Raw genomic sequence first — 21,485 nt, 5'->3', positions numbered from 1 at the left:
ATGCGGATTTTGCACACGGGCGACTGGCACTTCGGACGCACGCTGGAGGGGAGAAGCCGGCAGGCGGAGCAGGAAGCGTTCGTTGACGAGCTGGTGGCCATTGCCGACGACGAGAAGATTGATCTGGTGCTGATGGCGGGAGATGTCTACGACTCCGTCAACCCTCCGGCGGCGGCGGAGCAGTTATTCTATGAAGCGGCGGCCAGACTTACCGCCGGCGGACGTCCCCTGGTCGTCATATCGGGCAACCATGACCATCCGGAACGGGTAGCTTCGGTATCGCCGCTGGTCTCCGGCCAGGGCATCCATTTGGTGGGGATGCCGGCGGCCAGTCCGTTGACGGTCGGCATTTCGCGTACCGGAGAGCTTGCGAAGATTGCCGCGCTTCCGTATCCCTCCGAAGCCCGGCTCGGCGAACTGCTGGCCGAGGACAACGAGGAGACCGGCCTGCGGCTTGCCTACAGCGCCAGGGTCGGGATGCTGATGAAGACGCTGGCCCGCGAGTTCACGCCGCAGACCGTTAATCTGGCGATGAGCCATATTTATGTGCTGGGCGGGGTCGAGTCGGATTCCGAACGGCCGATCCAGGTCGGCGGCGCCTATACCGTGGATCCCTCCGCGCTGGACTGCGGGGCCCAGTATACGGCTCTGGGCCACCTGCACCGGGCGCAGCGGGTCAAGGGGAACGGCCACATCCGCTACAGCGGTTCGCCGCTTGCATACAGCTTCTCGGAGGCGGGCCAGGCCAAGTCGGTGACCGTGCTGGATGCGGCTCCCGGCGGAGAGGCGCTGATCCGGGAAGTCTATTTGAGCTGCGGCCGTCCGCTGGTAGAGTGGGACGTGGCCGGCGGACTCGACGAAGTCTACCGCCGGCTGGACGAAGGCATGGACGCCGGGGCGTTCATCGACCTGCGCATCCGTCTTGACGAGGCGCTGTCGCTGGGCGACATTCAGCGGCTCCGCCGGGCCCATGACGGCATCGTTCACATCCGGCCGGTCTACCCCGAGATGGAGCGCGAGATCGAAGCGTCGCTGCGCTCCCGTCTGCCAGTGCACGAACTCTTCCGCAAGTTCTACCAGCGGCAGACAGGCGGCGCGGAGCCGGACGAGGCGATGGTGGAGCTGTTCCTGCAGCTGGCCCAGGAGGAAGACAAACGGGAGGAGGAGGCCGAATGAAGCCGATTCATTTGAAGCTGTCGGGGCTCCAGAGCTACCGGGAGCCGCAGGAGATTGATTTTGCCCATCTGTGCGAGACCGGGCTGTTCGGGATCTTCGGTCCGACGGGCAGCGGCAAGTCCAGCCTGCTGGATGCCATTACCCTGGCGATGTACGGCAAGGTGGAACGGGCGCCGGGCGGGACCCAGGGAATTATGAACCATTCGGAAGACCAGCTCGCGGTGTCCTTCACCTTCGAGCTGTCGGGCGCGGACGGGCCGCGCCGCTTCCGGGTGGAACGGCGCTTCAAGCGGACAGGGGAACAGACCGTAAGCAACACGGTCAGCCGGTTCGTCGAGGTGACGGACGGCGGCGATGTCGTAGTGGCGGACAAGCTGGCCGATGTTACCCGCAGCGTAGAGGAACGGATCGGACTGAAGATGGATGACTTCACCCGCGCGGTTGTGCTGCCCCAGGGCAAGTTCGCAGAATTTCTGTCGCTGCGCGGAGCGGACCGCCGCCAGATGCTGCAGCGCCTGTTCCACTTGGAGCAGTACGGAGATGTGCTGTCCCTGAAGCTGAGCCGGCGGGTGAAGGAGAATGAGGCGGCGCTTCGCAGTCTGGAGGCCGAGCGCCAGGGGCTCGGGAATGCCGGAGCCGAGGAGGTAGAGGCTTCCGGGCTGCGGCTCGCGGAAGCGGTCCGGCATGCCGAAGACTGCCGCCGGAGATTGGCGGAGGCGCAGGAACGGTTCGAGCGCTTCGGCCGCATCCGGGAGCTTCAGGCCGAACGCGAAGAGCGGGAGCGCCGGCGTCAGGTATTGCTGGCCGCCGAGCCGGAGATCGCCCGCCTGGAGGCGGCGCTCGGCCGCAGCGACGAGGCCGGGAAGCTTGCTCCGGCGCTGCGGGCCTGGAAGGAGGCTTCGGCGGCCGCCGAAGCGAAGAAGGCCGCCGCCGAAGCCCAGGCCGCAAGAAGCGCCCGGGCCGAGGAGGCGGCGCGCCGGTCCGAAGCGTCGGACCGGGAGTGCGCAGCGGCGCTGGAGCGCGAGGAGCCGGGTCTTAGGGAAGGCGCCGAGCGCTTCCGCCGGGCGCTGGAGCTGGAAGGCGAGCTGGGCGCTCTGCGCCGCGAGCTGGCCGACTGGAGCCGGCGCCGCGAGGAGACGGGCCGCCGTCTGGGCGGCCAGAAGGAGAGCCTGGAACGGGAGCGGGAGCTCGCGGCCAAAGGCCAGAAGCGCCAGACCGAGCTGCAGGCGATGCTGCAGCCGCTCGAAGTCCGCTCCCGGGAGCGGCAGACGCTGCAGGAAGCGATGCAGCGTCTGCAAGCGCTGCGCTCCGCGGAGTCCCTGCGGGATGACGCGGAGCGGGAGCGCGCCGCCCGCGCCGCTGCGCTGGCTGCGGCGGAGCAGCGCCTGGCCGCCGCCTCGAAGACGGCGGCGGAACTGACGGCGGAGCGGGAGCGCGCCGCCGGTGAGATCGCCCTGCATCTGGAAGCGATGCAGGAGCTGGCGCTGCGCGCCTCCGGCGCGGCCGATGCGCTGGACCGGCGCGCCGCGGCGCTGGAGGACGCGCGCCGCAGCGGCGAGATTCACCGGCTGTCGCTCTCGCTCGCGCGCGAACTGGAGGAAGGCTGCCCGTGTCCGGTCTGCGGCAGCCTGAGCCACCCCGCCCCCGCCGCGCCGCAGGAAGACGGCGAAGACGGGGCGGAAGAAGCGTCCCGGGCGCTGGAGGAGACGCGCCTTCTCCAGCGCAGAGCGGCGGAGCTTGCCGCCGCCCTGCGCGTCCAGGCCGAGCAGGACCGCATCCTGCTGGCGCAGTCCTACAGCCTGCCTGCGGAAGAAGCGTTCCCGCCGGCGGCAGCCGCGGGCGAAGCGCCAGCCGGAAGCGAATCTGCGCGACGGAACGGCGCAGATGGGGACCAGGCGGCAGCGGTCGGGGGGGACCAAGCGGTACCGGCCGGGCTTGCGGCAGACGGGCCGGCTGCCGCAGCGATGCTGGAGGAGCTGGAGCGCGCCGCCGGGGAAGCCGGCAGCCGGTCCCGGGAACTGCGGGCAGCCGGAACGCGCTGGAGCAGCGCCTGGCAGGCCGCCTGGCAGCTCGGGGAGAAGGAGACGGCCTCGGTGGAGGCCGAGCGAAGCTGGGCGGAGCAGACCGCGGGCAAAGCCGATGAGCTGAACCGCAGAGCGGCGGCTCTCCTGGAAGCATGGCGGCAAGAGCTTCCCGGGCTTGCGCCGGAAGACACCGAGGAAGCAAGCCGGGAGCTGCGGCGCAAGGACGAGCAGGCCGAGGATATCCGCGCCCGGCTGGAAGTCAGCGTCAAGTTCCTGGAGGACAAGACGATGCTGGTCCAGGGACTTCGGGAAGAGATTGCCGAGCTGGACAAACAGCTGGTCCAGTGCGAATCGGGCATACAGAGCCGGGGCGAACTGATCCGGGAGAAGGAAGAGCGGCTGTTCCAGTGGACCGAAGGCCGGCCGGCCGCAGGGCTGCTGGAGGCATGCGAGGAGCGCCTCAAGGGGCTGAGGGCGGCGGCTGAGCAGGCGCGGGCTCTGCACCGGCAGAACGCCGAGGCTGCGATGGCGCTTGCCCAGGAAGCCGCAATCGCCCGCCAAGCGTTCGAGTCGGCCAGAGAGCATGAGGAACAGGCGGCCGGACGCTTCGGAGAGCTGCTGAGCGGTTCTCCGTTCGCTACGGCTGAAGAGGCGCTTGCGGCGGCGCTGAGCCCCGGAGAGCAGGAGCGGGGTCAGGCCCTGATCCGGGAGCACCGCGAAGGTCTGGCCCGGACGGAAGCGCAGCTTCGCCACATTGTGGAGAAGCTGAACGGCGAACGCATCGGGGAGCAGGAATGGGCAGACGCCAGGGACGGGCTGGACCAGGCCAAGGCGGCGGATGAGGAAGCGCTTCAGAGCCGGGCCAGGGCCGAGCGCGACCTGGAAGACCTGCGCCGGCGCCATGTGCGGTGGATGGAGCTGGAGGAACTGCGGGCGGCGGAAGAAGAGCAGCGCGGACGGCTCGGCAAGCTGCAGTCCTGTCTTCGGGGCAATGCCTTCGTTGAGTACATCGCCGAAGAGCAGCTGATGCAGGTCTGCCAGGCCGCCTCCCAGCGGCTGCGCTACCTGAGCAAGCAGCGCTATTCCCTGGAGGTGGACTCCGGCGGAGGGTTCGTGATTCGCGATGACGGCAACGGCGGGGTCAAGCGTCCGGTCTCCACGCTCTCGGGCGGAGAGACGTTCCTGACCTCGCTCTCGCTGGCCTTGGCGCTGTCGGCCCAGATCCAGCTTCGCGGGCAGTATCCGCTGCAGTTCTTCTTCCTGGACGAAGGCTTCGGGACGCTTGACCCCGAACTGCTGGATACCGTGATTACGTCGCTGGAACGGCTGCATAACGACAAGCTGTCGGTGGGCATCATCAGCCACGTTCCCGAGCTGCGCGCGCGCCTCGCCCGCAAGCTCATCGTCGTCCCGGCCGAGCCGGGCGGACAGGGGTCGCGAATCGTTTTGGAAAAAATGTAAAACCGCAAGCGGGGTGTGACAACGGTCACAGAGGCTGTGGCACCCCGCTGTTATAATACAGCTAAGCCGACATCTTCTTGAAACACCTCGGCGGACGTATGCGGGGGATGAACTCCCAAGTATACGTTCGCCGCCAGAGCAGCTCTCTGAGCTTGCGAAGGGTGTTTCTTTTTTTTGTCTTTTTTACTGTTCCGCATTTCTCCGCCGCTAATTCCGCGGCAGAAGCGGGCGCAAGGCTTCAGAACGGCAGGAATCGAAAGACCGGTCTGAACGGCGGCGGGCGATCCGTCCGGCTGTTCACCGGACCGCCGCTTCCGGGGATCAAGTCCAAACAGGGACAACTGTTACTGATACAGCCTTGGAAGGCTGTCATCCGCAGGCTTCATCGGCCGCAGCCTCAAGGTTTGCACGACTAGGCTTTTTCGGGGCCTGAATAGAGGTCCTCCGTCTTTCGCGAAAGAACATTTTCCTGTATGATGGAGGAACAGCGATTGCAGGAGCGACCGTGATCTTGATTCTGTAGGAGGAACGAGCCAGATGGAGACGATTTTCAGCAAAATCATCGAAGGTACCATTCCGAGCAATAAAGTATTCGAGAATGAGCGGATTCTCGCTTTTCACGATATCGAACCGGCGGCCCCTGTTCATGTGCTTATCATTCCCAAGAAGCCGATTCCGACGATGAACGATGTGACTGAGGAGGACCTCCCGCTGATCGCCGAGATTCACCAGGTTGCGCAGAAGCTCGCCGCCGAACTGGGGATTGCCGAGAGCGGGTACCGGTTGATTAACAACTGCGGCCCAGACAGCGGACAAGCCGTCTACCACCTGCATTATCATCTGCTCGGCGGAGCGAAGCTCGGTGCCCTGACCGGCATCTCGGCTTCCCATTCCTGAGCGGGAGAATAAAAACCTTCACTATAGGTTGACACCCTGTTTTGCAATGAACTATAATGAAATTTGATGAACCGTGTTATGCTCTTGGACGGTCTGGTCGGAGGGAGGGAAAACTGGTGTCTGAAACGAAAGTTCGCAAAAACGAGACAATTGATGCTGCACTTCGTCGCTTTAAACGTTCCATCGCAAAGGATGGTGTCTTGGCTGAGGTGAAGAAACGCAAGCATTATGAAAAGCCAAGCGTTAAGCGCAAGAAAAAGTCCGAGGCTGCTCGCAAGAGAAAGTTCTAGGAGGAAAAGAAGTAGCATGAATCTTAGCGAACGATTGAACGAAGATATGAAGCAAGCGATGAAGAGTAAGGACAAGTTCAGACTCTCCACCATTCGAATGGTTCGTTCGACGATAAAGAATCTTGAAATAGATTTGAAGAGAACATTAGACGACAGCGAAGTGCTTGATATCCTTAGTCGTGAGATCAAACAGCGCAAAGATGCCCTCCAGGAATTTGAGAAAGCGGGCCGCGACGAACTTGCCGCGAGCAATAAAGCAGAAATCGAGGTTATTCAGGAGTATCTTCCCCAGCAGCTTACCGAAGAAGAAATTAAGGCAATTGTACAGCAGACCATCCAGGAAACCGGTGCTTCTTCGAAAAGCGAAATGGGCAAGGTGATGAGCGCGCTGATGCCGAAAGTCAAGGGGCGCGCCGACGGTAAACTCGTGAACCAAGCGGTTCAGCAATTTCTGCAATAAGCAAAGCACCTTTAAGATTGACGAGAAGTCGCCACATGTGTGGCGGCTTTTCTTTATTTAAGCCGCATTTAGACGCAGTTCGGAATCTTTGGGGAGTATGGCGGGTATGATGGGATTGTCTCCCGGCCTTCCGGCCGATGAAACGCTTTCGTTATTCCTGCGTATGTAGCATTAAGGGGAATGTCGATCCGCAAGGGAATGGAGGAGAGAAACGTGACCTTTCAAAAAAGATGGCCGGCCGTCTGCCTGATGCTGGTGTGCCTGCTTATGCTGCTGGCCCTGCCCTCCGTCTCCGCTGCGTCTGGTTCCGGGGAAGCGAGGCCTTCCGTGAAGACGGATGTTGCGGGACAGGGCCCGGTGTACGTCATACCGGTGGATCAGCGGATTGAACGGGGGCTGCAGGCGTTTCTGGAGCGGGGGTTCAAGGAAGCCCGGAAGTATGAGGCGTCTCTGATCGTCCTGACGATTGACACGCCGGGAGGCCTGGTAGCAAGCGCCGAAGAGATCGGGGCCCTGATCCGCGACAGCAGGATTCCCGTCCTGGCCTACATCGAAGGCGATGCGGCTTCTGCGGGAAGCTATCTCGCGCTGAACGCGGATGCCATTGTCATGAAGCCGGGAAGCATGATGGGATCAGCCTCGCTGGTGGACGGATCGGGAAGAGCCATTGAAGACGCCAAGCTGATCTCCTTCTGGAAAGCCAAAATGACAGGCGCGGCCCTGCTGAACCGGCGCGATCCCGACATTGCCGCCGGAATGACCGACCGCAACCTTGTCTTTGACAAGCCGGAGATCGGCTTGAAGAAAGAGAAGGGAGAGATCACCGCCTTGTCGCCGGAGCAGGCGCTGAAGGCAGGCTACGCCGATGCGATTGAGCCGACGGTGAAGGAAGCGGCGGACTGGATGGGGTACGGCGGGCATGATATGATTCAGGTGAAGCATACCGGAGCGGAGAAGCTGTCGACCTTTCTGACGAATCCGATCGTGATGACGATCCTGCTGTTCCTCGGAATTGCCGGAGTTGTGATCGAGCTGCTAGTCCCGGGGTTCGGTGTCTTTGGCATCGTCGGCATCGTCGCCTTTGTCCTGTATTTCTTCGGGAACTACGTGGCGGGGTTCGCAGGGGCCGAGACCTGGCTGCTGTTCATTGCCGGACTGGTGATGCTCGTACTGGAGGTCTTTGTACCGAGCTTCGGCATTCTGGGTCTGCTTGGCTCGGCGTGTCTGATTGCCGGGGTGGTGCGGGCAGCGTTCAGTCTGGAGCATGCCTTGTTCTCGCTCGGCATCGCCTTCGGCGCGGCGGTCGTGGTCATTGCGATTGTGGTTATGGTATTTCGGGACCGGGGGATCTGGAACCGGTTCATCCTCAGCAGCAGCCTGACCCGGGAGGAAGGCTTCGTCCCGGTTGCCCCGCTGCCGGAGCTGTTGGGGGAGAGAGGCGTCAGTCTGACGCCGCTGCGTCCGGCCGGGACGGCGGAGATCGGCGGCCGCCGCTTCGACGTCATTACGGAGGGCGGATTTATCGCCGCCAGCGTGCCGGTGCGGGTCATTCGCGTAGAAGGCGGCAAGGTAGTCGTTCAAACAATTCAAGTTGAAGGGTAGGTAGTGGCATGGATGCATCTTTGGTCACCATTCTGCTGATCGCGGTCGTTGCGGTCATCGTACTGAGCGTGTTTTTCAGTTTCTTCCCGTTTATGCTCTGGATTTCGGCCCTGGCCTCGGGCGTGCGCATCAGCATCATCACGCTGGTCGCGATGCGGCTGCGGCGCGTCACGCCAAGCCGGATCGTCAACCCGATGATCAAGGCCACCAAGGCGGGGCTTGGCCTCAATATCAACCAGCTAGAGAGTCACTATCTGGCGGGCGGTAACGTCGACCGGGTAGTAAATGCCCTGATTGCGGCCCAGCGCGCGGATATTCCGCTGGAATTCACCCGCGCCGCCGCGATTGATCTGGCCGGGCGCGATGTGCTCCAGGCTGTTCAAATGAGCGTTAACCCGCGCGTGATCGAGACTCCGACCGTTGCGGCCGTCGCCAAGGACGGCATCGAGGTCAAGGTCAAGGCCCGCGTTACAGTGCGGGCGAACATCGACCGGCTCGTCGGGGGCGCCGGCGAAGAGACGATTATCGCCCGTGTCGGCGAGGGGATTGTAACGACAGTCGGCAGCAGCGGCTCGCACAAGGACGTGCTAGAGAATCCGGATTCCATTTCCCGGACCGTGCTGTCCAAGGGGCTGGATGCCGGGACGGCCTTTGAAATTCTGTCCATCGACATCGCGGACGTCGACGTCGGCAAGAACATCGGCGCTTATCTCCAGACCGAGCAGGCGGAAGCCGACAAGCGGATCGCCCAGGCGAAGGCGGAAGAGCGCCGGGCGATGGCCGTTGCCCAGGAGCAGGAGATGAAAGCCCGCGTCGTCGAAATGAAGGCGCTGGTCGTGGAATCCGAATCCCAGGTGCCGCTGGCCATGGCTGAAGCGCTGCGCGGCGGCCAGCTCGGCGTGATGGATTATATGAATCTGAAGAACATTGAAGCCGATACGCAGATGCGCGGTTCGCTGGGCAAAACAAGCGATGCCGAAGGGCCGGACGCGCCGAAGAGCGGCAAATAAGACCGTCCATCGGCGGCAGAAGAGGTGATTCCCCGTGAGCATAGTGTATGTGGTGGCGGTCATTGCGTTTGCGCTGCTGTCGAGTCTCGGCAAGGGCTCCCGCCGAAAAGGCAGTCCGCCGGGCCGGGGTGGCATGCCTCCGTTCGGCCAGGGCGGCGGAGAGTCCCGTCCCGCCCCGGACCGGCGGCGGGATGACAGCCCGGTTCCCCGCGCGCAGCAGGCGCGGGAGCCGGGGTCCCGCCCCGCGGGGGGGAGCGGGTTCCCGGGTCCGCCCGGAACCCGGGCGGACCGTCCGGCGCCGGCCGGGCAGCGGCCGGCGGAAGAACGCGGCGCGTCGCCTTTTGCGCCGCCCCCGCCTTCGCCCGATTACGAGACGGGCGAAGGGATATCGCAGGAGCAGCCGGACACGAGCCTGGACGACCGCATCCGGTCTATGCAGCGCGAGCTGGACCGCATGCATGCGGTCTTTGACCAGATCGAGACGACGGCTCCGGGCAATGCCCGTTCCGGGCAGACCGCCCGGAACCGCCCTGTCCGCAGCGGAGCCAAGGCCGAGGAGGCGGAGCGTACCGAGCGGCTCCGCCAAGGGCTTATCTGGGCGGAGATCCTCGGGCCGCCCCGGGCCCGCCGGCCGCACGGAAGCCGGCCTCCCCGTTAAGCGCGCAGCCGGCTGCGCTGCTGTCCGGCCGCTGGCCGGCAATCCTTGGCCGCGTCCGTCAAGCGGCCTTTTCCCTGCAAGGCAAGAGTGTCCCCCAAGCGGCCTTACCGGCCGTGACGGGGACACTCTTTTTTGCCATGCCGGAATCTCCCCGCTCTCATAAAGCGCCTTTCTTCCGCATAAGGTTAGAAGTACAGGAAGGGGGAGTCTCTACCTATGACCCGGATTGGCCGCAGACTACGGGGCTTGACCGGCGGGATGCTGGATCTGCCGCAGGATTTGGTGCATGATCTGCCTCGCCTTACCCTGATCGGTAACCGGCAGCTGCATATCGAGAACCACCGCGGCGTGCTGGATTTTTCCCCCGGCCGGCTGAAGCTGGCGCTGAAGAACGGAGTATTGGAAATCCAAGGCGAAGGACTCGAGATTGCCTCGATCATCGGCGGAGACATGGCCGTGGAGGGGATCATTGGCGAGATCAGCTATAAAGAAAGCGGGGATGGCCTATGAAGCAACCGCCGGCATCGAAGCTGCGCGGGACGGTTAGAGTCCGGATTACCGGCGAACGGCCCGAACGGCTGCTCAATGCGCTGACGGAGGCGGGCATTGTGGTCTGGGAAGTTCGGACCGGGGAGGACGGGGTGTCGCTGAAGCTGCTGCTGGGCGACTTTTGCCGGCTGCGTCCGTTCGTGCGGGGGACAGGCTGCCGGGTCAGGATAACGAAGCGGGACGGCTTGCCGTTCCGGCTGGCGCGTCTGTGGAAGCGCAAGTTTTTTGCGGCCGGGATGGTGCTCTTTGCGGTGCTGCTGTTTCTCTTGTGTTCGCTCGTCTGGAGCATCCGCGTGGAAGGGAACCAGCGGCTGGCCCGCGAGGATATCCTGGATGCGGCCCGCCGCGAGGGGCTCTCGGCGTTTCAGTGGATTTGGCGGCTGGAGGAGCCGGACAAGCTGTCGAAGAAGCTCGCAAGCCGGCTTCCTGGCGTCTCCTGGGTCGGGATTCAGCGCAGCGGGACCGTAATTACGATTCAGGTGGTCGAGGCCGATCTGCCTCCCGAGAAGCCGCTCAGCAGTCCGCGCCATCTGGTCAGCCGCAGCGACGCCGTGGTGACGGATGTGTTTGCCGAGCAGGGCCGGCCGGTTGTCTCCCGCCATGCCCGCGTGAAGAAGGGCCAGATTCTCATCTCCGGCACGCTCGGAGACGAGGAGAACAGTCAGAGCGTCGTGGCCAAAGGCACGGTCAAAGGGCTCGTCTGGCACGAGTACGAGATTGCCGTGCCGCTGACCCGCACCCGGGACGCCTACACCGGAGGGCGCAAAGACCGGACTTATCTCGTGCTGGGCAACTGGGCGGTGCAGCTCTGGGGCTATGGCCGCGAGCCGTATGCGAAGTCCCGTACACTGTCCCAGATGGACCCGCTGACCTGGCGGGGGATCGAGCTTCCTGTCGGTGTAATGACCGAGAAGGAGATGGAGGTCGGCCAGACTTCCGAGACCGTAACCGCGGCGGAGGCGAAGCGGGAAGGACTGACCGCGGCGATGGCCGATATTGCGGCCCGCTACGGCACGGACAGCGTCATTCGGAGTCAAAAAATTTTGCATGAGAAGAAAGAGAATGGTAAAGTTTATATGAAAGTGCTTTTTGAAGTGGAAGAGGTTATCTCTCAGGAGCTACCGATAGTATACAACCAAGGAGAATGAGGCTATTTGGCAGAGCAGAGTGCAAGCGTACGGATATCATTGCAGAATGCGGGCGAAGCGCTGGCGCTCTTCGGTCCGCAGGACGGGTTTCTGAAGCTGGTTGAACAGGAAATTCCCGCCGTGGTCGATTCCCGCGAAGCGGAAATCACAATCCGCGGAGGCAGCCGCGAGGTGGATATGCTGGATCAGCTCTTCCAGGTGCTGCTGACACTGATTCGCAGCGGGTACATTCTGACCGAGCGGGACGTTCAGTATGCGGTCGAGCTGGCGAAAGATTTCAAGGCCGATCAACTGCTGGATCTATTCAAAGGCGAGATTACGACGACTTACCGGGGCAAGCCGATCCGCGTCAAGACCATCGGACAGAAGCACTACGTAACTACAATCAAGAAACGCGATATTGTCTTCGGCATCGGGCCGGCGGGTACAGGCAAGACGTATCTGGCCGTTGTTCTGGCTGTAGCCGCTCTCAAGGAGGGCACGGCCAAGCGGATTATTCTGACCCGTCCGGCGGTGGAAGCCGGCGAGAGTCTCGGGTTCCTTCCGGGCGACCTTCAGGAGAAGGTAGACCCTTATCTCCGGCCTTTGTATGATGCTCTGTATGATGTCATGGGGCCGGATCAGGTATCCAAGGCGCTGGAGCGCGGGCTGATCGAGATCGCTCCGCTGGCCTACATGCGCGGGCGCACGCTGGACGACTCCTTCATCATTTTAGACGAGGCCCAGAACACCACGCCGGAGCAGATGAAGATGTTCCTTACGCGTCTGGGCTTCGGGTCGAAGATGGTCATCACGGGCGACGTTACCCAGATTGACCTGCCGCGGGGCAAGAAATCGGGTCTTATCGAAGCGAATACGATCTTGTCGTCCGTTGAAGAAATCGGCTTTGTCTATTTTGCGGAGCAGGATGTGGTTCGTCACTCCCTTGTCCAAAAAATCATCGTTGCCTATGAACGTTCAGCCGAAAACCTTGAATAAAGGGGATTGTCTTCATGCCTTCGCCACAGCCCGGTAAATTCAGCGGATTCAAATACAACAACAACGGATGGAAGTATAGCGCGGCAACGCGCTATGCTTTGTTTTTTCTGCTGGGTCTGATGTTCTACTTCAGCATGTCGCCGGACCTGCTGCCGAAACGCTACGATATCAAGGAGGGCGCGCTGAGCGCCAAGGAAATTACGGCGCCTGTCCAGATTCAGGACAAGAAGGCGACGCTGAAAGCGCAGGAAGAAGCGGCCGAGAGCGTTCAGCCGAAGTATCAGATTATTCCGCTTCGGGCGGAGAATCTGATTACGTCGCTGCTGGACCGGATCGACCGGCTCAATCAGGATGATTCAATCTCCCAGAGCGACAAGACGGCCATCTACCGGGAGGAGATTCCGAAGCGGGCCAGCGATTTCATTCTGAATTTTGTGGCCTCCAGCCGTTCGGCGGGTTCGTACTCCGATCATCTTCTGCAGGAGATGCAGACGAAGATCAAGGAACAGACCTATACGATTCCTGAAGAGACGTATATCAAGATTCCCCGGCTGACTTCCCAGGATATCATCGAGATGAAGCCGGTGGCCCGGGATATTGTCAGCAAGCTGATGAACGACCAGATTGTCGATGCCGATGCCGCGCGGGCCAAAGTCGCCGAGCAGGTCAGCATCAGTTCGCTGTCGCAGCGGACGGCCCGGGAAGTCGTGCAGGAGCTGGCCCGGCTGGCTATTACGGCCAACAAGTTCTACGATGAGGACGCGACGAAGGAAGCGGAAGTGAAAGCCCGGGAGAACACGCCGCCGGTATACATCGAGCAGGGGGATGTGCTGGTCGCCAAGGGCGAGAAGATCACGCCCGAGCTGTACAAGCTGCTGGACGAGAACGGTCTGCTCAACAATGAGGTCAACTACTGGCCGGAGCTCGGTCTGTTCCTTCTGTCGGCTATTCTCGCCGTCGGTCTGCTGATGTATATCCGCCATCTGGACTATAAAGGATTTAAATACAACAACGCCCAGCTGCTCATGCTGCTTCTGGTCTTCTTCATCACCATCGTTTCGCTTCGGATTATTGCGGTGCTTCAGAGCGACGCCCGCCATTTCATCGGCTACCTGGCTCCCGTCTCCGTAGGGGCGCTGCTGGTTGCGCTGCTGCTCGATGTGTCGCTGGCCTATTTCTGTTCCACGCTGTTCGCCCTGATCGCCAGCATTGTCCTGAACGTTCAGCAGAACACGGTGTTTGATTTCAACTACGGTTTCTTTGCACTCGTCACTTCTTATGTGGCCGTGTTCGCGACGCACCGGGCAGGCCAACGGTCTACGGTGCTGAAAGGCGGCATTCTCGCAAGCCTGACCGGTGCACTGACGGTGTTCGCGCTCTTCCTTCTGGGCAACTCGGCCTGGAAAGAGATGGATACCTTGTACGCAGTAGGCTTTGCCTTGACGGGCGGGCTCCTGACCTCGGTACTGGTCATCGGACTGATGCCTTTCTTCGAGACGACGTTCGGCATTCTGTCGGCGCTTAAGCTGGTGGAGCTCTCCAATCCGAATCATCCGCTTCTGCGCAAGCTTCTTACAGAGACGCCGGGAACGTATCACCACAGCGTGATGGTCGGCAATCTGTCGGAAGCGGCGGCGGAAGCCATCGGGGCGGACGGGCTGCTCTGCCGGGTCGGCTCCTACTATCACGACATCGGCAAGACGAAGCGTCCGTTCTACTTCATCGAGAATCAGAACAATATGGAGAATCCGCATGATTCGATCGACCCTTCTCTCAGCAAGTCGATCATTGTCGCCCACGCCCGCGACGGCGTGGAGATGCTGAGAGAGTACAAGCTGCCCAAGCCGATTCGCGATATCGCGGAGCAGCATCACGGCACAACATTCCTGCACTATTTCTATCATAAAGCGCTCCGTCAGGCGGAAGAGAAAGGGCTGGCGCCGGATTTCACCGAGGACGACTTCCGTTATCCCGGACCGAAGGCTCAGTCCAAGGAAGCCGCGGTCATCGGAATTGCGGACAGTGTGGAAGCAGCGGTCCGCTCGCTCCGCAGCCCGACCGTCGGGCAGGTAGAGACCATGATCGAGAGGATTATCAAGAGCCGGCTGGACGATCATCAGTTCGATGAATGCGACCTGACGCTGCGCGAGCTGGACATTATCGCCAAGACGCTGAAAGAGACGGTTATGGGAATCTTCCATTCCCGGATCGAGTATCCGGAGGAAGCCAAGAAGCCCAAAAAAGAAGAGGGGGCGGCTGAAGCATGAGCCTGGAGCTGGTATGGAACAATGAACAAAATGAAATGGAGATTGGCGAAGAGCTGATTGCCCTGCTCGAACAAATTTTGCAGAAGGCCGCCGAAATGGAAGGCGTGGACAGCGGAGAGCTGGATCTTACCTTCGTTGACAATGAGCGGATTCATGAACTGAACCGGGAGTACCGGGGGATCGACCGTCCGACGGATGTACTGTCTTTTGCTATGAACGAATCGGGAGAAGGCGAACCGGATATCGTATATGAGGTGGATGAGAACGGCGAAGACGGCGACATTCCGGAGCTGCTGGGGGATGTCATTATCTCCGTAACGCGCGCCCGGGAGCAGGCGGAAGAATACGGGCATTCGCTGGAGCGGGAGCTGGGCTTTCTCTTCGTCCACGGCTTCCTGCATGTGATGGGCTACGACCACGGGACGGAAGCGGAAGAAGCGGTCATGATGGGCAAGCAGGAGCAGGTGCTGTCCCAGGTGGGGCTGACGCGCTGATGCCCAAGCCGGAGGCGACCGGAATCAAGCGGTTTCTGCATTCTTTCCGCTATGCCGCGCAGGGCATTGTCCAGGCGTACCGTTCGGAGCAGAATATGAGGGTCCATAGCGTCGTTGCGGTTGTGGTCCTGGCTGCGGCCGCCTTCTTCCGGGTGCCGGGCCGGGACGTCATGCTGCTGCTGCTGGCCGTTACGCTGGTGCTGTCCGCAGAGCTTCTCAATACGGCGATCGAGGCGGCAGTCGATCTTGCGTCGCCGGAGATTCACCCGCTTGCCAAGGCTGCCAAGGATACCGCCGCCGGCGCTGTGCTCCTGACGGCGCTGTTCGCTGTCGCAGCGGGGATTTATGTCTTCTACCGTCCGGTGATAGACTGGATTGCAGGGATTGTGTCATAATCGGGAGTACGACTCATTGAAGTCATTTAAGCGAATCAGGAGGAATGACCCATGGATTCCACGACACTGCTACAGGAAGCGATCAAAGCCCGGGCCAAGGCCTACATTCCATACTCGCGCTTCGGCGTTGGCGCCGCGCTGCTGGGGCGGGACGGACAGGTCTACCACGGCTGCAACATCGAGAATGCGGCCTACAGCGCCGGCAACTGCGCGGAACGAAGCGCGCTCTTCAGCGCAATCTCCCAGGGACTGGCGCCGGGTTCCTTCAAGGCGCTGGCGGTGGTCGGCGATACGGATCAGCCGATTACGCCCTGCGGCGTCTGCCGCCAGGTGATGCTGGAGCTCTGCGACCCTGACATGCCGGTGTATCTCGGGAACATGAAGGGCGATATCCGGGAGACGACGATTCGCGATCTCCTTCCGGGCGCCTTTGGACCGGATGAGCTTCGGCAGGGACAGAAGGACGCCTGACTTCATCTTTGAACCTCCAACCCCCTCCTTAATATGGCGGGGGTTGTTTTTTGCGAGGCCGTTCCGGAGGCGGATTGACGTGCTGCCGTCTGCATTGAATCGGTCTGTTCCGTCTGGTATGATGGTTGGACAAGTGCAGGGCTCACAGGCAAGGCATTGACGAGGAGGAAGAAATTGATGGCATTTAAATCCGGTTTTGTCGCCATTATCGGCAGACCGAATGTCGGGAAGTCGACGCTGATGAACCAGGTGATCGGTCAGAAGATCGCGATCATGTCGGACAAGCCGCAGACGACCCGCAATAAAATTCACGGCGTCTACACAAAGGACCAATCGCAGATTGTATTCCTGGACACGCCGGGCATTCACAAACGCCAGTCCAGGCTTGGCGACTATATGAATCAGACGGCGATGAGCACGCTGAACGAGGTGGAAGCGGTGCTGTTCCTGATCGACGCCGCCGACGGACTCGGCGGAGGCGACCGCTATATCGCCGAGCAGCTCAAGGGGCTGAAGACCCCGGTCATTCTGGTGATGAACAAGATCGACAAGCTGGAGCCGGAAGCCTTGCTGCCGCTCATTACCGAGTACAGCAAGCTGCATCCGTTCGCCGAGGTGGTTCCAATCTCCGCCAAGGCGGGAAGCAATGTCGATACTCTCCTGAAGCAGCTCCAGAAGTATTTGCCGGAAGGCCCGCAATATTACCCGGAAGACCAGGTAACCGATCATCCCGAACAGTTTGTAATCGCCGAGCTCATCCGCGAGAAGATTCTGCACCTGACCCGGGAAGAGGTTCCGCATTCCATTGCCGTCGCCATTGAAGATATGCGCGTGGAGAACAACGGCGTCGTTCATATCGGCGCGGTTATTTTTGTCGAACGGGACTCCCAGAAGGGCATTATCATCGGCAAGCAGGGGGCCATGCTGAAAGAGGTCGGACGGCGGGCGCGCACGGATATCGAGAACCTGCTCGGCTCGAAGATCTACCTGGAATTATGGGTGAAAGTGAAAAAAGACTGGCGCAACCAGGAACGCGTCCTGCGCGACCTGGGCTTCCACAAAGACGTATAAGCGGCCCCGCCGCTTCCTTGGCCGCTGGCAGGATTTGCACGGATAGATCCGGTCCCTTCGTTCCATCCTAAGTCAAAGAGACATCGCGTTTGGCGAAGGGGGATGAATACGATGCGAGATTTTTCGTGGAAGTATTTTGCAAAGACCGGTGATGTCGAATCTTACTTGCTGTACCGGCAGGCGGCCGAAGCCGCCGGCGCGGCAGCGGAAGAACCGGCGGAGGAGGAACCGATCGTCTATGATGAAGAAGCCCGGTAGGGACCGGTTGCCGGCCCAGTGGCTGGAGGAAGAGATGTGCTACACCGAGTGGAAGGGATCGTCCTCCGCAGCATGGACTACGGAGAAGGGAATGCGATCATTACGCTTTGTACCGAGAACGCGGGCAAGATAGGCGTGCTGGTCCGAGGGGCGAAGAAGGCGAAGAGCCGGCATTCGGCCCTCATTCAGCCGTTCACGCTGGGACAATACGTATTCTTCCGCGGCAACAGCGGGCTTGGAACGCTGAATGCGGGCGAGATCATCGTATCCCACCACGGGCTGCGCGAGGATCTCACCAAAGCGGCTTACGCTTCCTATGCCTGCGAACTGCTGGACCGTGTGCTTCATGAAGAGGAGAGCGGACCGTTCTGGTTCCGGCAGCTCTCCGCCTGTCTGACGGCGCTTGACGAAGACAAGGAACCCGATATTATTCTTAATGTCTACGAGATGAAAATCCTTCAGGCCGCCGGCTACGGCCCGGAACTGGAGAACTGCGTGCTCTGCGGCGCGCAGGAGAAGGATGAAGACGTGCGCATCAGCGCGGGGCTCGGGGGAATGCTCTGCCGCCGCTGCCGGCATAACGACCCTGCCGCCCCGGCTGTCTCGCCGAAGGCACTCAAGCTGCTTCGTCTGTTCGCGAAGCTGGATCTGACCCGGCTCGGCAGCGTGGACGTCAAGAAGGAGACGCGGGATGAGCTGAAGGCCATTATGCGGTCCTTCATGGATGTGCAGCTGGGGCTGAAGCTGAAATCGAGAAACTTCCTCGACCAGCTCGACAAATACGGGGTTTGACGGACGGAGCCGGATGCGCTAATATAGATTCCATATGACGCGCGGTGAACGGGAAAGTAGCGGCCTTGAGTGTCCGGTAGACAGCGAGTCGGGGAGAGTGGGAGCCCGGCGGACGACAGGCAGGCGAAAGGGCGCCCGGGAGCGCGGTAGCAGTAACGTGAAAGTGGATTTTGCGGCGGAAGATCCGGATGGTTCAGTCTTCTCTGTCGCTAAAATCAAGTAGGGTGGAACCGCGGGAGATTACAGCTCTCGTCCCTATGTCTGTTGATCAGGCATGGGGGCGGGAGCTTTTTTGGCGCCTCCATAAGTCTGAACCAAGATTTGAGCCGAAGGAGTGGTAAGCATGAACTTTCAGCAGATGATTTTGACGCTTCAGGAATTCTGGGGCGGACAGGGCTGCATCATCGTGCAGCCTTACGATACGGAGAAGGGTGCAGGAACGATGAACCCGATGACCTTCCTCCGCTCGCTCGGTCCGGAGCCGTGGAGAGTCGCCTATGTCGAGCCTTCCCGCCGTCCGTCCGACGGCCGCTACGGGGAGAACCCGAACCGGCTGTATCAGCATCACCAATTCCAGGTCATCATCAAGCCGTCCCCCGACAACATTCAGGAGCTGTATCTGGACAGTCTGAAGGCGCTCGGCGTCGATCCGCTGCTGCACGACATCCGGTTCGTCGAGGACAACTGGGAGAATCCGTCGCTCGGCTGTGCCGGACTCGGCTGGGAAGTATGGCTGGACGGCATGGAGATTACGCAGTTCACGTATTTCCAGCAGGTCGGCGGAATCGAGACCCATCCGGTGGCCGTGGAGATTACTTACGGCATGGAGCGGCTGGCTTCTTATATCCAGGAGAAGGAGAATGTGTTCGACTTGGAGTGGGTAGACGGTCTGACCTACGGAGATGTCTTCCATCAGGCCGAGGTTGAGCACTCGACGTATACGTTCCAGGTCTCGGATGTGCAGATGCTGTTCAATCTGTTCAATACGTATGAAGCGGAAGCCAAGCGGGCCATGGACCGCCATCTGGTCTTCCCGGCTTATGACTATGTGCTGAAATGCTCCCATACTTTCAACCTGCTGGACGCGCGCGGCGCGATCAGCGTAACCGAACGGACCGGCTTTATTACCCGCGTCCGGAACCTGGCCCGCCAGGTAGCCGCGACTTATGTAGAGGAACGCGAGAAGCTCGGCTTCCCGCTTCTGAAGAAAGAAGGTGCGTCCCATGCCTAAAGATCTGCTGTTTGAAATCGGGCTGGAAGAAGTGCCGGCCCGCTTCCTCCGCGCCGCCATGGATCAGCTCCAGGAGCGGACCGTCAAGTGGCTGGAGGCTTCCCGCATCGCCCACGGCGAGGTAACGGCCTACGCAACCCCGCGCCGTCTGGCCGTACGGGTCAAGGAAGTGGCCGACAAGCAGGATGATGTGAATGAAGAAGTCAAGGGACCTTCCCGCAAAATCGCGCTGGACGAAAGCGGCGGCTGGAGCAAAGCCGCTCTCGGCTTCGCCCGAAGCCAGGGCGTCTCGCCGGAACAGTTCACCTTCCGGGAATTGGCGGGCGTAGAGTACGTCTACGCCACCAAGAGCAGCCAGGGGGTAGAGACGGCTTCCCTGCTGGGAGAGGGCTTGAGCGGCATCGTCTCCGCCATGACCTTCCCGAAGAATATGCGCTGGGGAGCGCATGAGATCAAGTTCGTTCGTCCGATCCGCTGGATCGTGGCCCTCTTCGGCCAGGATGTGATCGATCTGTCGGTGGCAGGCGTCCGGGCAGACCGGGTCAGCCGGGGACACCGCTTCCTCGGACAAGAAGCCGTAATCGGATCGGCTGCGGAATATGTGGAGAGCCTGCGCGCCCAGCATGTCATCGCCGATGTAAAAGAACGGGAGCAGATGATTCTTAACCAGATTCATCAACTGGCCGATGATAAAGCATGGACGATTGCCATCAAGGAAGACCTGCTTGAAGAGGTGTTGTTCCTGGTCGAAACGCCGACCGTGCTCTTCGGCACGTTCGATCCGTCGTTCCTTGATATTCCGCAGGAAGTGCTGATCACTTCCATGCGCGAGCATCAGCGTTATTTCCCGGTTCTGGATGCTTCCGGCAAGCTGCTGCCCTTCTTCGTAACCGTCCGCAACGGCAATGCCGAGAGTCTGGACGTCATTGCAAAAGGGAATGAGAAGGTGCTGCGTGCCCGGCTGTCCGACGCGAAGTTCTTCTATGAAGAAGACCAGAAGCTGAAGATCGGGGATGCGCTGGCCAAGCTCGAAACGATTGTCTACCATGAAGAGCTCGGCAGCGTGGGCGACAAGGTCCGCCGGATTCGCGCCATCGCCGACAAGCTGGCAGCGAAGCTGCAGGTTACGGATACGGCAGCGGCCGAAGTATCGCGGACTGCGGACATCGCCAAGTTCGATCTTGTCACACAAATGGTATATGAGTTCCCTGAACTGCAGGGGACGATGGGCGAAGATTACGCCCGCAAGGCCGGAGAGCCGGAGACGATTGCCAAGGCCGTGTTCGAGCACTATCAGCCGCGCTTTGCCGGAGACGATGTGCCCTCCACGGAAGCGGGAGCTCTGGTCAGCATTGCGGACAAGATCGACACGATCGTCGGCTGCTTCTCGATCGGGATTATTCCGACCGGATCGCAGGACCCTTACGCGCTGCGCCGCCAGAGCGCAGGCATTGTGCAGATCGTTCTGGAGCGCGGTCTGGAAATCGAGCTGGGCGACATTTTTGATATTGCCGTCGACGTGCATGAAAATGTCCGTAATTTGAAACTTTCTGCAAATGAACTGCGTATAAACTTATACGAGTTCTTCGGCCTTCGCGTGAAGCGCCTGTTGTCCGATCTGGGAATTCGCTATGATGTCGTGGATGCGGCCATGTCGGCCGGTTATGACGATATCGCGGCAGTGGTAGCCAGAAGCCGGGCGCTGGCGGAGACGATAGCCTCGCAGGATGATTTCAAAGCTACTGTGGATTCCTTCACGCGCGTCAGCAATCTGGCCGCCAAGGCGGAGAGCGGCGATGCGGTGGATACCGGCGTCTTTGATGATCCGGCTGAACAAGCGCTCTATGAAGGATGGCAGTCCCTGCGCATTCCTTACGCCAAGGCGCTGGAAATTAAGGATGCCGCCGAAGCGCTCCGGCTTCTGTCCGGATTGAAGGAAGCGGTCACCTCATTCTTCGATTCCGTCATGGTTATGGCCGAGGACGATGCGGTTCGCCGCAACCGTCTGGCCCTGCTGTCGGGCATCGACGCCGACCTGAAGCGCTTTGCCGATTTCGGCAAATTGGTCTGGTAATACCCGTCCATTAGCGGGAATTGGTAGCACGGAACACTTTGGGGTATAAATATACGGAACGGTGCCTGGCGCAAGCCGGAGGAGCCGTTCCGTATTTACGCTTTTCCCGGACCTTGTTGATCTTGAAGGATTTTGGGAAAGGCGGCGCGTATATATATTACACGGGAAACGGCGGTGGC

Annotated in this window: 20 protein-coding genes; all 20 read left to right on the top strand. The window is 60.9% G+C overall.

Annotation, left to right across the window (positions count from 1 at the left end; all coding sequences use genetic code 11):
- The 20 genes from F4V43_RS04015 to glyS all read left to right on the top strand — a co-directional run bounded on the left by F4V43_RS04015 (position 1) and on the right by glyS (position 21,306).
- Positions 1–1,176: an exonuclease SbcCD subunit D gene (locus tag F4V43_RS04015; RefSeq protein WP_150457049.1), complete on the top strand. Its 1,176-nt coding sequence runs from the start codon at positions 1–3 to the stop codon at positions 1,174–1,176.
- Positions 1,173–4,661: an AAA family ATPase gene (locus F4V43_RS04010; protein ID WP_150456946.1), complete on the top strand. Its 3,489-nt coding sequence runs from the start codon at positions 1,173–1,175 to the stop codon at positions 4,659–4,661. Before F4V43_RS04015 ends, F4V43_RS04010 begins: the two co-directional genes overlap by 4 nt.
- A gap of 537 nt (positions 4,662–5,198) precedes the next feature.
- Positions 5,199–5,558, top strand: a complete 360-nt coding sequence (locus F4V43_RS04005) for a histidine triad nucleotide-binding protein (protein WP_150456945.1) — start codon at positions 5,199–5,201, stop codon at positions 5,556–5,558.
- Positions 5,559–5,674: 116 nt separating this feature from the next.
- Entirely contained in the window at positions 5,675–5,848 is a 174-nt protein-coding gene (rpsU, locus tag F4V43_RS04000) for a 30S ribosomal protein S21 (RefSeq protein WP_005547957.1), read from the top strand.
- Positions 5,849–5,864: 16 nt separating this feature from the next.
- On the top strand, positions 5,865–6,308 hold the full coding sequence (locus tag F4V43_RS03995; RefSeq protein ID WP_150456944.1) for a GatB/YqeY domain-containing protein: 444 nt from the start codon (positions 5,865–5,867) through the stop codon (positions 6,306–6,308).
- Positions 6,309–6,506: 198 nt separating this feature from the next.
- Complete coding sequence (locus tag F4V43_RS03990) at positions 6,507–7,910, top strand: NfeD family protein (protein WP_411898447.1); 1,404 nt, start codon at positions 6,507–6,509, stop codon at positions 7,908–7,910.
- A gap of 8 nt (positions 7,911–7,918) precedes the next feature.
- Positions 7,919–8,920 carry a flotillin-like protein FloA gene (gene floA / locus F4V43_RS03985; RefSeq protein ID WP_150456943.1) on the top strand — a complete coding sequence of 334 codons (1,002 nt, stop codon included), beginning with the start codon at positions 7,919–7,921 and terminating at the stop codon, positions 8,918–8,920.
- 34 nt (positions 8,921–8,954) lie between these two features.
- Complete coding sequence (locus F4V43_RS03980; protein WP_150456942.1) at positions 8,955–9,578, top strand: hypothetical protein; 624 nt, start codon at positions 8,955–8,957, stop codon at positions 9,576–9,578.
- A gap of 216 nt (positions 9,579–9,794) precedes the next feature.
- Positions 9,795–10,088 carry a sporulation protein YqfC gene (gene yqfC / locus F4V43_RS03975; RefSeq protein WP_150456941.1) on the top strand — a complete coding sequence of 98 codons (294 nt, stop codon included), beginning with the start codon at positions 9,795–9,797 and terminating at the stop codon, positions 10,086–10,088.
- Positions 10,085–11,275 carry a sporulation protein YqfD gene (gene yqfD / locus F4V43_RS03970; protein WP_150456940.1) on the top strand — a complete coding sequence of 397 codons (1,191 nt, stop codon included), beginning with the start codon at positions 10,085–10,087 and terminating at the stop codon, positions 11,273–11,275. Before yqfC ends, yqfD begins: the two co-directional genes overlap by 4 nt.
- A 6-nt stretch (positions 11,276–11,281) precedes the next feature.
- On the top strand, positions 11,282–12,253 hold the full coding sequence (locus F4V43_RS03965; protein WP_150456939.1) for a PhoH family protein: 972 nt from the start codon (positions 11,282–11,284) through the stop codon (positions 12,251–12,253).
- Positions 12,254–12,267: 14 nt separating this feature from the next.
- Complete coding sequence (locus F4V43_RS03960; protein WP_150456938.1) at positions 12,268–14,520, top strand: HD family phosphohydrolase; 2,253 nt, start codon at positions 12,268–12,270, stop codon at positions 14,518–14,520.
- A complete protein-coding gene (gene ybeY, locus F4V43_RS03955; RefSeq protein ID WP_150456937.1) occupies positions 14,517–15,014 on the top strand; it encodes an rRNA maturation RNase YbeY in 498 nt (165 codons plus the stop codon). Before F4V43_RS03960 ends, ybeY begins: the two co-directional genes overlap by 4 nt.
- Positions 15,014–15,409: a diacylglycerol kinase gene (locus F4V43_RS03950; RefSeq protein ID WP_223879763.1), complete on the top strand. Its 396-nt coding sequence runs from the start codon at positions 15,014–15,016 to the stop codon at positions 15,407–15,409. Before ybeY ends, F4V43_RS03950 begins: the two co-directional genes overlap by 1 nt.
- A gap of 51 nt (positions 15,410–15,460) precedes the next feature.
- Positions 15,461–15,880 (top strand): cytidine deaminase, encoded by a 420-nt coding sequence (locus F4V43_RS03945; protein WP_150456936.1) that lies wholly within the window; start codon positions 15,461–15,463, stop codon positions 15,878–15,880.
- A gap of 177 nt (positions 15,881–16,057) precedes the next feature.
- Complete coding sequence (gene era, locus F4V43_RS03940) at positions 16,058–16,951, top strand: GTPase Era (RefSeq protein ID WP_150456935.1); 894 nt, start codon at positions 16,058–16,060, stop codon at positions 16,949–16,951.
- Positions 16,952–17,062: 111 nt separating this feature from the next.
- Positions 17,063–17,209 carry a YqzL family protein gene (locus F4V43_RS03935; RefSeq protein WP_150456934.1) on the top strand — a complete coding sequence of 49 codons (147 nt, stop codon included), beginning with the start codon at positions 17,063–17,065 and terminating at the stop codon, positions 17,207–17,209.
- A gap of 36 nt (positions 17,210–17,245) precedes the next feature.
- Positions 17,246–18,001 (top strand): DNA repair protein RecO, encoded by a 756-nt coding sequence (gene recO, locus F4V43_RS03930; protein WP_150456933.1) that lies wholly within the window; start codon positions 17,246–17,248, stop codon positions 17,999–18,001.
- 343 nt (positions 18,002–18,344) lie between these two features.
- The gene (gene glyQ / locus F4V43_RS03925; RefSeq protein ID WP_150456932.1) at positions 18,345–19,232 is read left to right on the top strand and encodes a glycine--tRNA ligase subunit alpha; all 888 of its coding nucleotides are present in this window, start codon (positions 18,345–18,347) and stop codon (positions 19,230–19,232) included.
- Positions 19,225–21,306, top strand: coding sequence for a glycine--tRNA ligase subunit beta (glyS, locus tag F4V43_RS03920; protein ID WP_150456931.1), 2,082 nt, complete (start codon positions 19,225–19,227; stop codon positions 21,304–21,306). The genes glyQ and glyS overlap by 8 nt, the downstream gene beginning before the upstream one ends.
- Positions 21,307–21,485 lie beyond the last annotated feature (179 nt).

The sequence above is a fragment of the Paenibacillus spiritus genome, from assembly GCF_008710135.1.
Lineage (GTDB): Bacteria > Bacillota > Bacilli > Paenibacillales > Paenibacillaceae > Paenibacillus_AQ > Paenibacillus_AQ glufosinatiresistens.
Note: the sequence above shows the minus strand (reverse complement) of the source record. Positions and strands in the feature narration are given on the sequence as shown.

Bases quoted from the DNA above. Each gene is read 5' to 3' on its own strand.
- F4V43_RS03935 (WP_150456934.1), top strand. From the start codon at position 17,063: ATGCGAGATTTTTCGTGGAAGTATTTTGCAAAGACCGGTGATGTCGAA.
- F4V43_RS04015 (WP_150457049.1), top strand. From the start codon at position 1: ATGCGGATTTTGCACACGGGCGACTGGCACTTCGGACGCACGCTGGAG.
- glyS (WP_150456931.1), top strand. From the start codon at position 19,225: ATGCCTAAAGATCTGCTGTTTGAAATCGGGCTGGAAGAAGTGCCGGCC.
- F4V43_RS04010 (WP_150456946.1), top strand. From the start codon at position 1,173: ATGAAGCCGATTCATTTGAAGCTGTCGGGGCTCCAGAGCTACCGGGAG.
- F4V43_RS03960 (WP_150456938.1), top strand. From the start codon at position 12,268: ATGCCTTCGCCACAGCCCGGTAAATTCAGCGGATTCAAATACAACAAC.
- floA (WP_150456943.1), top strand. From the start codon at position 7,919: ATGGATGCATCTTTGGTCACCATTCTGCTGATCGCGGTCGTTGCGGTC.
- F4V43_RS04005 (WP_150456945.1), top strand. From the start codon at position 5,199: ATGGAGACGATTTTCAGCAAAATCATCGAAGGTACCATTCCGAGCAAT.
- F4V43_RS03995 (WP_150456944.1), top strand. From the start codon at position 5,865: ATGAATCTTAGCGAACGATTGAACGAAGATATGAAGCAAGCGATGAAG.
- glyQ (WP_150456932.1), top strand. From the start codon at position 18,345: ATGAACTTTCAGCAGATGATTTTGACGCTTCAGGAATTCTGGGGCGGA.
- era (WP_150456935.1), top strand. From the start codon at position 16,058: ATGGCATTTAAATCCGGTTTTGTCGCCATTATCGGCAGACCGAATGTC.
- F4V43_RS03990 (WP_411898447.1), top strand. From the start codon at position 6,507: ATGGAGGAGAGAAACGTGACCTTTCAAAAAAGATGGCCGGCCGTCTGC.
- yqfC (WP_150456941.1), top strand. From the start codon at position 9,795: ATGACCCGGATTGGCCGCAGACTACGGGGCTTGACCGGCGGGATGCTG.
- F4V43_RS03950 (WP_223879763.1), top strand. From the start codon at position 15,014: ATGCCCAAGCCGGAGGCGACCGGAATCAAGCGGTTTCTGCATTCTTTC.
- ybeY (WP_150456937.1), top strand. From the start codon at position 14,517: ATGAGCCTGGAGCTGGTATGGAACAATGAACAAAATGAAATGGAGATT.
- yqfD (WP_150456940.1), top strand. From the start codon at position 10,085: ATGAAGCAACCGCCGGCATCGAAGCTGCGCGGGACGGTTAGAGTCCGG.
- F4V43_RS03945 (WP_150456936.1), top strand. From the start codon at position 15,461: ATGGATTCCACGACACTGCTACAGGAAGCGATCAAAGCCCGGGCCAAG.